The sequence below is a fragment of the Micromonospora sp. A3M-1-15 genome (assembly GCF_024213425.1).
Lineage (GTDB): Bacteria > Actinomycetota > Actinomycetes > Mycobacteriales > Micromonosporaceae > Micromonospora > Micromonospora chersina.
Window position 1 is genome coordinate 56,181 of the sequence record NZ_JANAVK010000002.1, and the last position, 13,562, is coordinate 69,742.

A 13,562-nucleotide genomic window follows, 5' to 3' on the forward strand; every position below is an offset into this window, starting at 1 on the left:
GGAGCGGTCAGGCCAGGAGCAGGTCGCTGAGCGGGAGGCGGCGGCGCAGCGCGGTCTCCCGGTCCCGCAGGTCCTCGGGGAGCGCGAACGGGTCGCCGAGCCGGCCGATCGCGACCACCACGGCGGGCCGGACGCCGGCCGGCAGGTCCAGTTCGGTGGCGAGGCCGGCCCGGTCGAAGTGGGTGAGCTGGTGCGCGTGCAGGCCGAGCGCGGTGGCCTGCACGGTCAGGTGGGCGACGGCCTGACCGAGGTCGTACGCGGCCCGCTCGGGGTCGCCGCCGGTGTGCGCGCCGAGCAGCAGCGCCGCGGCGTGCCGGGCCCACCGCTGGTCGCCGTCGGGGAGGCTGATCAGCAGCCGCTTCCAGGTGTCGTCATCCCGGTGCCCGAGCGCGAACCGCCACGGCTGGGTGTTGCCGGCCGAGGGCGCCCAGCGGGCGGCCTCCAGCAGCGAGGTGGCCTCGTCGCCGGTGAGCCCGGCGGTCGGGTCGAAGGCGCGCGGGCTCCAGCGGAAGGCGAGCAGCGGGGTGAGGTCGAGCATGCGGAGAAGCATCCCTCATGGGTGTTTTGCACCCTCGACCGCCCCCGGTCAGATGTGGTTAAGAGCACCCGTAACGGACATCAGGGTCACGGCGTTCCCGCGCTCGGGCTGTCGGTCGGCGACGGCGCCTCCCGGCTCACCGGCTCGCCCTCGGTGACCGGCCCGGCCAGCTGCACCGTGGCCGGTGCCGCGCCCGGCTCGCCGGCCAGCTTCAGGGTGCCGAAGGCGGCCCGGACCGCCGCCGGGGTGCCGTCCGGCCGGTAGCAGTAGATGCCGACGTCCAGCGGGGCGTTCAGGGAGGCCGAGGTCGACTCGACCGAGTAGCACTCGCCGCTCACCCCGGGCAGCGGGGCGGCCGGCGAGACCGCGAGCGGGGCCCGCCGGTCGGTGAGCACCTCCAGCCAGTCGGTGAACGGGTGCTGCACCCGCGGGTCCAGCTTCCGGGGCACCGCGTCGTCGGCGTCGCCGAGGCGTACGCAGCCCGCCTGCTGGGCCCAGCCGGCCGAGGGCAGGGCGCACTGGAAGAGCCCGTCCGCGTTCGCGGCGAGCGAGACGTCGACGGCGCCGCCCTGCCCCCAACCGGGCACGTCCACCCGCCAGGTGCCGTCGTTCGCGCTGGTCACCGCCACCGTCCGGGCCGCGCCGTCGGCCGGCTCGAAGGTGTACGTGGCGGTGAGGTGCCGGTCCTGCGCGGCGGCGGCCAGCGCGGCCAGCTCGTCGCGGGCCGCGTCCACCTCGGCCGGGACCGGATCGGCGGTGCTGGTCGGGGCCGGGCTCGGCGGGTCGGCGGTGCAGGCGGCCAGGAGCGCCGGCAGGGTGAGCGCCAGGGCGCCGGTCAGCCGCCGGGCCGCGCGTCGGTGTGCGTGCACCGGCTCATTCTGCGGTGCCGGCCCGGGTGCGGGGAGCCCACCGTACGGGTGTGCCCGTCGGCGTGTCGCGCGGCCGGGCCGGCCCCGGTGAGCCGCCCCACGCCGGGCCGGATGGTGGGATCACCCGACCCGGCGTCGTGCGCCGCCCGATACCCTGGGGAGGTCTGACACGCGCCGCCGGACCGAAGAAACCGGCGGCGCCGGCACGCTCAGGGTCGTCGCTGGGAGGGAGTGCACCGTCGTGGCACTCGTGGTGCAGAAGTACGGCGGGTCCTCCGTCGCCAACGCCGAGCGGATCAAGCGGGTGGCCGAGCGCATCGTGGCGGCCCGCAAGGCCGGCGACGACGTGGTCGTGGTGGTCTCCGCCATGGGGGACACCACCGACGAGCTGCTCGACCTGGCCAACCAGGTCAGCCCGCTGCCGCCCGGCCGCGAGCTGGACATGCTGCTCACCGCCGGGGAGCGGATCTCCATGGCGCTGCTCGCCATGGCGATCCACAACCTGGGGTACGAGGCCCGCTCGTTCACCGGCTCGCAGGCCGGCGTGCTCACCACCTCGGTGCACGGCCGGGCCCGGATCATCGACGTCACCCCGGGTCGCCTCAAGGGCGCGCTCGACGAGGGCGCGGTGGTCATCGTGGCCGGCTTCCAGGGCGTCTCCCAGGACACCAAGGACGTCACCACGCTGGGCCGGGGCGGGTCGGACACCACGGCGGTGGCCCTCGCGGCCGCGCTGGACGCGGACGTCTGCGAGATCTACACCGACGTGGACGGGGTCTTCACGGCCGACCCGCGGATCGTGCCGAACGCCCGGCACATCAAGCACATCACCTACGAGGAGATGCTGGAACTGGCCGCCTGCGGCGCCAAGGTGCTGCACCTGCGCAGCGTCGAGTACGCCCGGCGCGCGGGGTTGCCGATCCACGTCCGTTCGTCATACTCGACCAACACCGGCACGATGGTCACCGGATCGATGGAGGACCTTCCTGTGGAACAGGCACTGATCACCGGGGTCGCCCACGACCGCAGCGAGGCGAAGATCACCATCGTCGGGGTGCCCGACGAGCCGGGCGCCGCCGCGCGGATCTTCGACACGGTGGCCGGCGCCGAGATCAACATCGACATGATCGTGCAGAACGTGTCCACCGAGGGCACCGGCCGCACCGACATCTCGTTCACGCTGCCCAAGACCGACGGCCCGACCGCCATGGCCGCGCTCAGCAAGATCCAGGAGCCGGTCAAGTTCAAGGGCCTGCTCTACGACGACCACGTCGGCAAGATCTCCCTCATCGGCGCCGGCATGCGCTCGCACCCGGGCGTCGCGGCCGGCTTCTTCGCCGCCCTCGGCGCGGCCGGCGTGAACATCGAGATGATCTCCACCTCGGAGATCCGGGTCTCCGTGGTCTGCCGGGACACCGACCTCGACAAGGCGGTCCGGGCCATCCACGACGCCTTCGAGCTGGGCGGTGACACCGAAGCCGTCGTCTACGCCGGCACCGGGCGGTAGTGGGGATGTCGTCGCTGCCCACCCTCGCCGTGGTCGGAGCGACCGGCGCCGTCGGCACGGTGATGTGCCAGATCCTCTCCTCCCGCCGCAACGTGTGGGGCGAGATCCGGCTGCTCGCCTCCGAGCGCTCGGCCGGCCGCCAGATCCAGTGCCGGGGCGAGATGCTGACCGTCCAGGCGCTCACCCCCGAGGCGTTCGACGGCGTGGACGTGGCCATGTTCGACGTCCCCGACGAGGTCTCGGCCGAGTGGGCGCCGGTGGCGGTCGCCCGTGGCGCGGTCGCCGTGGACAACTCCGGCGCGTTCCGGATGGACCGCGACGTCCCGCTGGTCGTTCCCGAGATCAACCCCGAGCAGGTCCGCAACCGCCCGAAGGGGATCATCGCCAACGCCAACTGCACCACCCTCGCGATGATCGTGGCGATCGCCCCGCTGCACCGCGAGTACGGGCTGCGCGAGCTGGTGCTCGCCTCGTACCAGGCGGTCTCCGGGGCGGGGCAGGCCGGCGTGGACGCGCTGCACGCCCAGCTCGGCAAGATCGCCGGGGACCGGGTGCTCGGCTCCCGGCCGGGCGACGTCCGGCAGGCGGTCGGTGACGAGTTGGGCCCGTTCCCGGCGCCGCTGGCGCTCAACGTGGTGCCCTGGGCCGGCTCACTGGCGGACGGCGGCTGGTCGTCCGAGGAGCTGAAGATGCGCAACGAGTCGCGCAAGATCCTCGGGCTGCCCGACCTCAAGGTCTCCGCGACCTGCGTCCGGGTGCCGGTGGTGACCGGTCACTCGGTCGCCGTGCACGCGGTCTTCGCCACCGAGGTGGACGCCGAGGGCGCCCGCGAGGTGCTGCGCAACGCGCCCGGCGTGATCCTGGTCGACGACCCGGCCGCCGGCGAATTCCCGATGCCGATCGACGCGGTGGGCACCGACCCGTCCTGGGTCGGCCGGATCCGCCGCGCGGTCGACGACCCCCGCGCCCTGGACCTCTTCGTGACGGGCGACAACCTCCGCAAGGGCGCCGCCCTGAACACCGCCCAGATCGCCGAACTGCTGGCGAAGGAACTGACCCGCTGATCCGGCCGCTCCAGGGCCGCGCCGGTCAGGCGGCGGAGAGGTGTACGCCGTCCCGGCCGTGCTTCTTCACCGCGTAGAGGGCCTGGTCGGCGCGGCGTAGGGTTCGCTCCGGGGTTTCGCCGGGGCGGGGGAGGGCGACGCCGACGCTGATCGTCCGGCCTGCGCGGCGGGCGGCCTCGGTGAGCCGCTCGGCGATCCGCACGGCCTCCTCGGGGCGACTCACCTCGATCACCGCGACGAACTCGTCGCCGCCGGTCCGGTACAGCTCGTCGCCCTGGCGCAGCGCCCCCTCCAGCGCCCGGGCCAGCCCCACCAGCAGCCGGTCGCCGGCCTGGTGGCCGTACGTGTCGTTGACGTCCTTGAAGCCGTCCACGTCGATCGCCAGCAGGGCGGTACGCCCCGGCGTGGCACGCGCGATCCGCTGCCCGAACGGCCCGGTGTGGCGCAGGCCGGTGAGCGGGTCCGAGCTGGCCTGCTCGCGCAGCCGGGCGAGCGTACGCAGCCGGTCGAGGCAGGTCCACGCCTGCCCGGCCAGCAGCTCGATGAGGTTGACTGTGGTCGGGTCGGGGCGCAGCAGCCGCTCGTCGGCGACCAGCAGCACCCCGCCGCCGTCCGGTGGGCCGACCGGCACCGCCACCAGGGTGCGCGCCCCGGCCCGGGTCAGCGGCAGGTAGTCCTCGGTGGGCGGGTGCCCCGCCTCGCCCAGCGTGTACGCCGAACCGTGCCGGTGCGCCCGGGCGATCATCCGGCCGAGCGCCGCCGGCCCGGCCTCGGCCAGCTCGGCCCGGATGCGGGCCTCCAGCGGGCCGGGGGTGCCCGTCGGGGCGCCCAGCCGCGGCTCACGCCGGCCGTCGAGGATCAGCACGGCGGCGGAGAGGGCCGAGACGTCCCGGGCCGCGGCGATCGCCGCGGTCATCAGGTCCCAGTCGGTGGGTGCGGTGGTCATGGCGGTGGCGTGCCGGAGCAGCTTCTCGCTGCGGCTCTCCGCCGGCCGGCCGCCGAGCGCGCCGATCCGGGCACCGAGCCGGTCGGCCAGCCGCTGCGCGGTCGCCCGCCACCGGTCCGTCTCGACCGGGCCGCTCCACTGGAGGTCCAGCACGCCGAGCGGCCGGCCCGACCGGTCCCGCACCGGCACGCAGATCTCGGCGGTGACGTCGGGGCGTACGGGGAGGTAGTCGGGGTCGGCGGTCACGTCGGGGACGGTGGCGGGCTCGCCGGAGTCATACACACGGGCGACGATTGACCGCTCCGGGTCACGGAGCGGGGTGCCGGCGTTGTCGCTCCCGGTCCTCAACGGCACGGTGGAGAAGACCTGCCAGGCGCCGGTGGCCGCGACGCAGCGGAGCCGGTCGTGGACCTGGAGCAGGATCGAGATCGTCGCCGGGGTGTGCCGGGCCAGCGCCGCGACGGTCCACTGGCACGCCTCCAGCCCGGTCGACGCCATGGGAAGGCGGACCGTGACGTCCCGGACGACTCGCTCGTGATCCACGTCGTTCCTGCTCGGAGGGGGCGGGGCGCGATCAAGGGTACTCAGCGGAGGAGCCCGCGACCTTCGTACACATGTGCTATCCACAGGCTGTGGACGGGGCCTGTGGGTGCGGCCGGGACCCGCGGCCGGGCCGGCGGCGATAGCGTGGAGGTCCCGGGCTCGTCAGGAGGCGCCGATGCTCATCGCCCAGCTCAGCGACCCGCACGTGACCACCGGCCCGCTCGCCGCCGAGCAGGCGTCCGGGCTGCACCGGGCGCTCGGCCGGGTGCTCGCCCTGCGTCCCCGGCCCGACTGCGTGGTGATCACCGGCGACCTGGTGAGCAACGGCCGCCCGGACGAGTACCTCGCGCTGCGCGAGATCATCGCGCGCTTCCCGCTGCCCGTCCACCTCGCCGCCGGCAACCACGACGACCGGGAGTCCCTGCTCGACACGTTCGGCGGCACCCCGTACCTGGGTGGGGGTTTCTCGGCCCACTACCACGTGGACCAGCCGGACGGGACGCTCGTGGTGCTCGACTCGCACGCCCCCGGGGACGACGCCGGGCGGCTCGGCGACGACCAGCTCGGCTGGCTGGACGGCGTGCTCGCCGGCCGCACCGAGGTGCCCGCCGTCGTGTGCCTGCACCATCCGCCGGTCGCCGTCGGCATCCCGGCCATGGACGCCATGGGGCTCACCGACGCGGACGCCCTCGCCGAGGTGATCGGGCGGCACCCCCATGTGGTCCGGGTCGCCGCCGGCCACCTGCACCGGCCGGTGACCAGCGCCTTCGCCGGCACGGTGCTGACCACCGCGCCGAGCACCTGGATGCAGGTCAGCCTCGCCATGACGGACGAGGAGGAGATCGGGTGGGTCGCCGAGCCGACCGCGTTCCTGCTGCACTCGGTGTCGGGCGGCGGCTGCGTGACCCACACCGTCCAGGTCAGCCACGCCGCCGGGCGGACCTGCTGGTTCTGACCGAGCAACTCCTCTGGTACGTCGCGTACGGCTCCAACCTGCACGCGGCGCGGCTGGACCGGTACCTGCGTGGCGGGCGGCCGCCCGGCGGGCTGCGCACGTACCCCGGCTGCCGGGACTGCCGGCCGCCGCGCCGGACGGAACCGGGGCTGATCCCCGGCGGCGTCTACTTCGCCGGCGAGTCGCGGGCCTGGACCGGCGGGATGGCGTTCTACGACCCGGAGCTTCCCGGCCGGGCGGCCGTGCGGGGCTACCTCGTGACGGTCGAGCAGTTCGCCGACGTGGCGGCGCAGGAGATGTACCGGCCGCCCGGCACGGACCTGGACCTGATCCGGGTGGCGGCGGAGACCGGCCGGGCCACCCTCGGCCCGGGTCGCTACGAGACCCTGCTCCGGGTCGGTACGCGCGACGGCCTGCCGATGCTCACCTTCACCGCCCCGCACCGGGCGTCCGAGGTGGACTGGGCCTCGCCCGCCCCGGTCTACCTCGGCATGCTCGCGCGCGGGCTACGCGAGGCGCACGGCTGGGATGTCGCGACGATCACCGGCTACCTGGCGGTCCGGCCCGGTGTCGCGGGGCGCTGGTCCCGCTCGCGGGTTCGCCGGCTGGTCGCGGAGGCGTCGGAACACTGACGCCACGTCGGCGTGGGGGCCTGGTGGGGCCGTCGGTCCCTGCCCGCGCTGCCGTGTCATGGCGCGCCGCCTGCGCCGCCCTGGGGCGGGAGCGCTACCGGGCGGACCGGCAGAACGGGACGCCGTTCGGTCGGGATCCGCCACCCGGTGGGCTGTATTTGCCTACGCAGAGGTTGTCGACGCAAACGTCTCGCGGTGACATTGGCAGCGTCGACGGTGTGCCGCTCGGCACCCGTTCGTGGACCGGCAGGTGCCGCACCCTCCTGCCGGTCCACCCGGCGCACGGCGCCGGCTCCCTGGTCCCTGGGGGCCGGTGCCGTGGGGCCGCCGTCCGGCTGACACGCGGGGCGCCCGCCGCGCCGGGCCGGATCAGCCGAGCAGGGCGTCGCGCAGCGCGGGGGCCAGCACCTCCGGCGGCACCTCGTGGAAGCCGCCCGCCAGGCTGAGGTGGGTGGCGCCGGGGATCGCCCCGGCGGTCGCCCCGGCCGCGTCCCGCAGCCACGGCGGGCTGCCGGTGCTGTCCAGCACGACGGTGGGGACGGCGATCGCCTTGAGCCGGTCGGCGGGCAGGTCGGCGTAGCCGGTGACCGTCGTGTCGTAGGCCAGGGTGTGTGCCAGCCCCGCCATCCAGGCCCATTCCGGGGCCCCGCGCATCCCGCCGACCGCCTCGGCGGGCACGCCGACCGCGTCGGTCAGGAAGAGGGCGACCGCGTCGTCGCGCCGGCCGGCCGCGACCAGCTCGCTCAACCGCTCGGCCAGCCCCGGCTTCGCGCCGCCGTGCGGGCCGGCCTGGAACGGCGGCTCGAAGAGCGCCAGCCCGCTGACCGGCAGCCCTTCGGCCACCGCGTACGCCGCGAGGATCGCACCGGACGAGAGGCCGTAGAGGTGGGCGCCGGGGCCCGCCCGGTCGATCAGGGCGGCCAGGTCCTCGATCTCGCGCTGCACCGCGTAAGGGCCGGTGTCGCCGCTCTCGCCGCGGCCCCGGCGGTCGTAGCCGTAGACGGTGAAGTCGGCGCTGAGCGCGGCGGCCAGCGGGCGCGTGGTGCTCCGGTCGTTGAAGGCCCCGCCGACCAGCACGATCGGCGGCCCGTCGCCGGCCGTCTCGTAGGCGATCGTGGTGCCGTCGGCGGACCGCACCGAGTCCACCGTCCAGTTGGTGCCGCTCGACTCCATGGCTACATTCCTAGCCCATACCTCCGACAGCGGCGCGGCGTGAAGGAATTCACCCCCCGGTCATGTCCGACTAGTCGGGCGTACCGGTGCAGGTTGCCGTCGATATCCACAGTTGAGATGCACTGCCCCGGTCGACCGATCGCTTGACGGGTGGCAAGCTTGCTTCGGCAGGCGGCGTCCCCCCGACCGCCGTCATCCGCGATCGACCCCTGTCACGGCACGTCCAGGGTCACCGGTGCGAACCATCGCCCGGACAGCCACGCGCCGAGTCTCACGAGGAGTTCCATGTCCGTCCCCGGGATGCGCCGGGCCGCCGTCGGCCTGGCCGCACTCGCCGCGACCGCGTTCACCGCGGTCGCCGTCAACCCCAACCAGGCCGAGGCCGGCCCGAAGCCGGTCGACGTCAAGCTGCTCGCCATCAACGACTTCCACGGCAACCTCGAGCCGCCGACCGGCTCGAGCGGCTCCATCGACGGCAAGCTCGCCGGTGGCGCGGAATACCTGGCCACCCAGCTGAACATGCTGCGTGGCACCACCGAGGAGGAGCGGGAGCGCACCATCACGGTCGCCGCCGGTGACCTGATCGGCGCCTCGCCGCTGCTGTCCGCCGCGTTCCACGACGAGCCCACCATCGAGGAGATGAACCTCGCCGGGCTCGAGTTCACAAGCGTCGGCAACCACGAGTTCGACGAGGGCGCCACCGAGCTGCTCCGGATGCAGAACGGCGGCTGTCACCCGGTCGACGGCTGCGCCGACGGCACGCCGTTCGCGGGCGCTCAGTTCCAGTACCTCTCGGCGAACGCCTTCAAGACCGCCACCGGCAAGCCGCTGCTGCCGCCGTACGGCATCAAGAAGGTCGACGGCGTCAAGATCGGCTTCATCGGGATGACCCTGGAGGGCACCCCGCAGATCGTCAGCCAGCAGGGCGTCGCCGGTCTCTCCTTCGCCGACGAGGCGGACACCGCCAACAAGTACGCCCGCATCCTGCGCGCCCAGGGCGTGCAGGCCATCGTCGTGCTGCTGCACGAGGGCGGCGTGCAGAACGGCGGCGGCATCAACGACTGCACCGGCTTCAGCGGCCCGATCGTCGACATCGCCAACCGGATGGACCCGTCCATCGACGTGATCGTCAGCGGGCACACCCACGCCGCGTACAACTGCAACATCAACGGCAAGCTGGTCACCAGCGCCAGCTCGTTCGGCCGCCTGGTCACCGACATCGACCTGAAGGTCGACCGGCGCAGCGGCGACATCGTCAGCGCGTCGGCGAACAACGTCGTGGTCACCCGGGACGTCCCGAAGGACCCGGCCAGCACCGAGCTGATCACCCGTTACAAGACCGCCCTCGGCCCGGTGGCCGACAAGGTCGTCGGTGAGACCACCAGCGTCATCACCAAGACGCAGGAGAACCTGTACCAGACCGGGGTCGACGTCAACGGCAAGCCGACGTACCAGACCGGTGAGTCGCCGCTCGGCAACGTGATCGCCGACGCCCAGCTCGCGGCCACCGACAACGAGCAGAACGCGGTCGCCGCGTTCATGAACCCCGGTGGTGTCCGCGCCGACCTCGACGCCGGCCCGGTCACCTACGCCGAGGCGTTCACCGTCCAGCCGTTCGCCAACAACCTGGTGACCCTGGACCTGACCGGCGCGCAGCTCTACTGCCTGCTGGAGCAGCAGTTCACCACCGCCAAGGTGCTGTACGCGTCCTCGACCGTGCACTACGTCGTCGACGTGAACGGCACCACGGCGCCGGCCGGCACGCCGTGCAGCGGCACCCGCGTGGTCCGGGGCAGCCTCACCATCAACGGCGCCCCGGTCACCGACACCGCGACCTACCGGGTCACGGTGAACAACTTCCTCTCCGGCGGTGGTGACGGCTTCAGCGTCCTCACCGGTGGCACGAACGCCGTCACCGGCATGATCGACCTGGACGCCTTCACCGCGTACCTGACCGAGAAGTCGCCGGTCTCCGCGCCGGCCCTGGACCGGATCCAGACCACCGCGGAGGTCCCCGTCGCCTGACGGCCGACCGCAACGACGACGGGCCCCCGGAGCTGATGCTCCGGGGGCCCGTTCGTGTGCCGTCACGCGTGCGCGGGCTCCGGCTCCCGGACCGGGGCGGCGGCGCGGCCGTCCTGGGCCGCGGTGAGCAGCGGGCGCAGCGACAGGGCCAGCACCGAGGCGGTCAGGCAGCCGCCCACCACGACCGCCACCCAGAGCCGGCCGTGCGCCGCGCCGATCAGCGGGCCCGCGGTGACCGGGCCGATGACGCCGCTGATCCCGAAGATCATCGAGCTCATGGCGTTGTACCGGCCGCGCAGCTCGTCGGTGGCGAGCGCGTTGGTCAGCGCCGGCATCACGGGCGAGAGCATCGTCTCGCCGAACCCGAAGATCGCCGAGCAGGCCACCACGCCGAGCGCCGCGAGCAGCGCGTTGCCCGTGCCGATCACGCCGGCCGCGCCGAGGACCAGCCAGGCGGTCGCGAAGACCGCGCCCACCGCGGCGAGCGCGCCCGTCCGGCTCCGCCCCTCCATGCGACGGATGACCAGCAGCTGGGACAGCACGATCATCACGGTGTTGCCGGCGAGCGCCCAGGCCACCACCCGGGGCGACACCTCCACCACCCGCACCGAGTACGCGGCGAAGCCCACCTCGATCTGCGCGTAGCCGCAGGTGGTGAGGACCAGGCCGAAGAGGACCAGCCGGCGGAACGGCCGGTCCCGCAGCACGGTGAGGTAGCCCCCGGCCCCCGTTCCGGTGTCCGCCGCCCGGTTCCCGGCCAGCCGGTGCCCGACGTGCGGCAGGGTGAGCAGGATCAGCCCCGGCATCAGGTAGCTCACCGCGTCCAGCACGTAGATGGCCTGGAAGGTGACCGGCCGGGCCACGTCGACCACCGCGCCGGAGATCAGGCCGCCCACACCGATGCCCAGGTTGAGCAGCGCGAAGTTCAACCCGAACACCCGCTGCCGCTCACCGTCGCCGGTGAGCGAGGCGAGGATGGTGTTCTGACCGGCCCAGATCGCCGAGCTGCCGATCGCGATCAGCGTCATGACGCCGAACGCCGTCGCGGTCGAGTCGACAAGTGCCAGCGAGCCGGTGCCGATCGCCTCGACGACCAGGCAGGGCAGCACCACCCGACGCGCGCCGAACCGGTCGATCAGCGTGCCGCCCAGCGGCGACAGCGCCAACGTCACGGCGCCGAACCAGCCGATCACCAGGCCGGCCCGGGCGTCGCCCAGGCCGCGCACGTCGGTGAGGTAGATGAAGAGGAAGGGCAGGGTGAGACCGCGCCCGATGGCCGACAGCAGGGTGCCGATCATGATCCGACGGGCTTCGGGACGGGCGGGCAGGGCGCGGCGCAGCATTGCTGCATTCTTGGCGCCGGGTACGACGACCCGCGACCGGATTTGCGCCCGTCACGCGCTCAGGAGAACCGGCAGGTGAGCAAGCTAACCCTGTCTGCCATGCTGGCGCGGTGACCACCACCTGGCGCCACCTGCCCGCCCCGGCCCGCGAGATCGCGCAGGCGGCCACCGAGGCGGTCGGGGCCGCGCAGGACCGGGACGCCGAGGCGTACCAGCCGGCCGTCGAGCGGCTCGCCGCCGCGGACCGGGCGGGGCTGGTGCTCGGCGGCGTGGTCCGGTTGCTGCTGGAGGAGGGCCACCCCGACGGGCTGGACGGCGACGACGTCCGCCAGGTGCTGGAGCGCTGCGTCCGGTCCGCCGCGGCCTGGCGGCCCGACGTCGACCCGCACGTGCTGCTGGTGCTGCTGGCGGGCGCGCTCGGCGTCTACGACCCGGGCGACGACGACGCGCCGCCCGATCCGGCCGCGATCGCCCGGCACGCCCCGCTGCTCGTCGCCGACCTGCTGGCGGCCACCGGACGGCCCTTGGCCGACTACCTGTCGGCGGCGTTCGCCGAGGTGGCCCGCACCGAACTGCACGACTGACCGCCGCCGGAGACGGTCACGGGCTGGCGGCCAGGAAGACGAACGCGGCGAGCAGCACCAGGTGCACCCCGCCCTGGAGCACGGTGGCGCGGCCCGGCACCACGGTCAGCACGCCGGTCACCGCGGTCAGCGCGAGCAGCGTCATCTGGGTGCCGCCGAGGCCCAGCAGCAACGGGCCCTCCAGCCAGATCGAGGCCAGCGCAATGGCCGGGATGGTCAGGCCGATGCTGGCCATGGCCGAACCGAGCGCCAGGTTGAGGCTGATCTGCACCCGGTCCCGGCGGGCCGCCCGGGCGGCGGCGAGGGTCTCGGGCAGCAGCACCAGCAGGGCGATGACCACGCCGACGAACGCCGGCGGCAGGTTCGCCGCCTCGACGCCCGCCTCGATCGCCGGGGAGATGGTCTTCGCGTCGCCGACCACCGCCACCAGCGCCACGACCAGCAGCGCCAGGCTGACCAGGGCGGTACGCGTGGACGGCGGGTCGGCGTGCCCGTCGCCGTCGGCGTCCTCGGGAATGATGCTGCCCTCCTGCGTCACCGGCAGGAAGTAGTCGCGGTGCCGGCCGGTCTGCACCATCACGAACAGGCCGTACAGGGCGAGCGAGGCGACCGCCGCGAAGGCGAGTTGTGCGGGGGAGAACTGCGGGCCGGGCCGGCTGGTGAAGGTCGGGACCACCATGCTGAGGGTGGCGAGCGTGGCCACGGTCGCCAGCGCCCCACCCGTACCCTCCGGGTTGAACACCGCCACCCGGCGGCGCAGCGCGCCGAGCAGCAGGGACAGGCCGAGTATCCCGTTGCAGGTGATCATCACGGCGGCGAAGACCGTGTCCCGGGCCAGTGCCTGCGTCTTGTCGCCGCCGCTGATCATCAGCGTGACGATCAGCCCGACCTCGATCACGGTGACCGCCACCGCGAGCACCAGCGAGCCGAGCGGCTCGCCCACCTTGTGCGCCACCACCTCGGCGTGGTGCACGGCCGCCAGCACGGCCCCCGCGAGCAGCGCGGCCACCGCCACGATCAGCGGGCCGGGCAGGTCCCGGCCCCAGGTGGCCGCAAGCACGAGGACCGCGATCAGGGGGAGGACGGTGGTCCAATCGGTCAGGCGGGATCGAATCAGTGCCGGCATGCCGTCAACTGTGCCAGGCCGGACATTCTCGGAAGCCTGTGCGTCGCCACGGCACATCAACCATGACGGCCGGAGGGAGGCCGCCCCTCACGCAGTGGTCCCTGAAACGGGTAGGCCGTGCCCGCATCCCCCGGTTCGGACAAGCAGGATCGACGAGATCGGGACGGCCCACCGCTCTCCTCGATAGAGCTGCTCGAAATGACAATGAATTGGACCGCCGATTCAGCGTCATCCGATCGGCGGTCCAATTAATTGTC

Annotated in this window: 12 protein-coding genes; 6 read left to right on the plus strand and 6 right to left on the minus strand. The window is 73.7% G+C overall.

Annotation, left to right across the window (positions count from 1 at the left end):
- Positions 1 to 7: 7 nt before the first annotated feature.
- Positions 8 to 538 (minus strand): nitroreductase family protein, encoded by a 531-nt coding sequence (locus tag NLX85_RS09960; protein WP_254333847.1) that lies wholly within the window; start codon positions 536 to 538, stop codon positions 8 to 10.
- A gap of 86 nt (positions 539 to 624) precedes the next feature.
- Positions 625 to 1,407 (minus strand): hypothetical protein, encoded by a 783-nt coding sequence (locus NLX85_RS09965; RefSeq protein ID WP_254333848.1) that lies wholly within the window; start codon positions 1,405 to 1,407, stop codon positions 625 to 627.
- Between the two features lie 241 nt (positions 1,408 to 1,648).
- Between NLX85_RS09965 and NLX85_RS09970 the strand changes: the two genes are divergently transcribed.
- Positions 1,649 to 2,914 carry an aspartate kinase gene (locus NLX85_RS09970; RefSeq protein ID WP_254333850.1) on the plus strand — a complete coding sequence of 422 codons (1,266 nt, stop codon included), beginning with the start codon at positions 1,649 to 1,651 and terminating at the stop codon, positions 2,912 to 2,914.
- Between the two features lie 5 nt (positions 2,915 to 2,919).
- The gene (locus NLX85_RS09975) at positions 2,920 to 3,978 is read left to right on the plus strand and encodes an aspartate-semialdehyde dehydrogenase (protein WP_254333859.1); all 1,059 of its coding nucleotides are present in this window, start codon (positions 2,920 to 2,922) and stop codon (positions 3,976 to 3,978) included.
- Positions 3,979 to 4,003: 25 nt separating this feature from the next.
- Here NLX85_RS09975 and NLX85_RS09980 read toward each other — a convergent pair whose 3' ends face one another.
- Positions 4,004 to 5,467, minus strand: coding sequence for a diguanylate cyclase (locus NLX85_RS09980; RefSeq protein ID WP_254333861.1), 1,464 nt, complete (start codon positions 5,465 to 5,467; stop codon positions 4,004 to 4,006).
- Positions 5,468 to 5,642: 175 nt separating this feature from the next.
- Between NLX85_RS09980 and NLX85_RS09985 the strand changes: the two genes are divergently transcribed.
- Together NLX85_RS09985 and NLX85_RS09990 are read left to right on the plus strand one after the other, a co-directional pair.
- Positions 5,643 to 6,422 carry a phosphodiesterase gene (locus NLX85_RS09985; RefSeq protein ID WP_254333863.1) on the plus strand — a complete coding sequence of 260 codons (780 nt, stop codon included), beginning with the start codon at positions 5,643 to 5,645 and terminating at the stop codon, positions 6,420 to 6,422.
- A complete protein-coding gene (locus NLX85_RS09990; protein ID WP_254333865.1) occupies positions 6,314 to 7,054 on the plus strand; it encodes a histone deacetylase in 741 nt (246 codons plus the stop codon). The genes NLX85_RS09985 and NLX85_RS09990 overlap by 109 nt, the downstream gene beginning before the upstream one ends.
- Positions 7,055 to 7,423: 369 nt before the next feature.
- Here the strand turns inward: NLX85_RS09990 and NLX85_RS09995 are convergent, their stop codons facing one another.
- Positions 7,424 to 8,227, minus strand: coding sequence for an alpha/beta fold hydrolase (locus NLX85_RS09995; RefSeq protein WP_254333867.1), 804 nt, complete (start codon positions 8,225 to 8,227; stop codon positions 7,424 to 7,426).
- 285 nt (positions 8,228 to 8,512) lie between these two features.
- Here NLX85_RS09995 and NLX85_RS10000 point away from each other — a divergent pair, with 285 nt between their 5' ends.
- A complete protein-coding gene (locus tag NLX85_RS10000; RefSeq protein ID WP_254333869.1) occupies positions 8,513 to 10,252 on the plus strand; it encodes a bifunctional UDP-sugar hydrolase/5'-nucleotidase in 1,740 nt (579 codons plus the stop codon).
- A 62-nt stretch (positions 10,253 to 10,314) separates the two neighbouring features.
- Here NLX85_RS10000 and NLX85_RS10005 read toward each other — a convergent pair whose 3' ends face one another.
- Positions 10,315 to 11,595: an MFS transporter gene (locus tag NLX85_RS10005; protein WP_254333871.1), complete on the minus strand. Its 1,281-nt coding sequence runs from the start codon at positions 11,593 to 11,595 to the stop codon at positions 10,315 to 10,317.
- Between the two features lie 110 nt (positions 11,596 to 11,705).
- Between NLX85_RS10005 and NLX85_RS10010 the strand changes: the two genes are divergently transcribed.
- On the plus strand, positions 11,706 to 12,179 hold the full coding sequence (locus NLX85_RS10010; protein WP_254333873.1) for a hypothetical protein: 474 nt from the start codon (positions 11,706 to 11,708) through the stop codon (positions 12,177 to 12,179).
- A 16-nt stretch (positions 12,180 to 12,195) separates the two neighbouring features.
- Here the strand turns inward: NLX85_RS10010 and NLX85_RS10015 are convergent, their stop codons facing one another.
- Positions 12,196 to 13,305 (minus strand): calcium:proton antiporter, encoded by a 1,110-nt coding sequence (locus tag NLX85_RS10015; RefSeq protein ID WP_254333875.1) that lies wholly within the window; start codon positions 13,303 to 13,305, stop codon positions 12,196 to 12,198.
- Positions 13,306 to 13,562 lie beyond the last annotated feature (257 nt).

What these genes read in the sequence shown, in the direction of transcription:
- NLX85_RS09960 (WP_254333847.1), bottom strand. Translation starts at nt 538, where the DNA reads ATGCTCGACCTCACCCCGCTGCTCGCCTTCCGCTGGAGCCCGCGCGCC.
- NLX85_RS09985 (WP_254333863.1), top strand. Translation starts at nt 5,643, where the DNA reads ATGCTCATCGCCCAGCTCAGCGACCCGCACGTGACCACCGGCCCGCTC.
- NLX85_RS09995 (WP_254333867.1), bottom strand. Translation starts at nt 8,227, where the DNA reads ATGGAGTCGAGCGGCACCAACTGGACGGTGGACTCGGTGCGGTCCGCC.
- NLX85_RS10005 (WP_254333871.1), bottom strand. Translation starts at nt 11,595, where the DNA reads ATGCTGCGCCGCGCCCTGCCCGCCCGTCCCGAAGCCCGTCGGATCATG.
- NLX85_RS10000 (WP_254333869.1), top strand. Translation starts at nt 8,513, where the DNA reads ATGTCCGTCCCCGGGATGCGCCGGGCCGCCGTCGGCCTGGCCGCACTC.
- NLX85_RS10015 (WP_254333875.1), bottom strand. Translation starts at nt 13,305, where the DNA reads ATGCCGGCACTGATTCGATCCCGCCTGACCGATTGGACCACCGTCCTC.
- NLX85_RS09975 (WP_254333859.1), top strand. Translation starts at nt 2,920, where the DNA reads ATGTCGTCGCTGCCCACCCTCGCCGTGGTCGGAGCGACCGGCGCCGTC.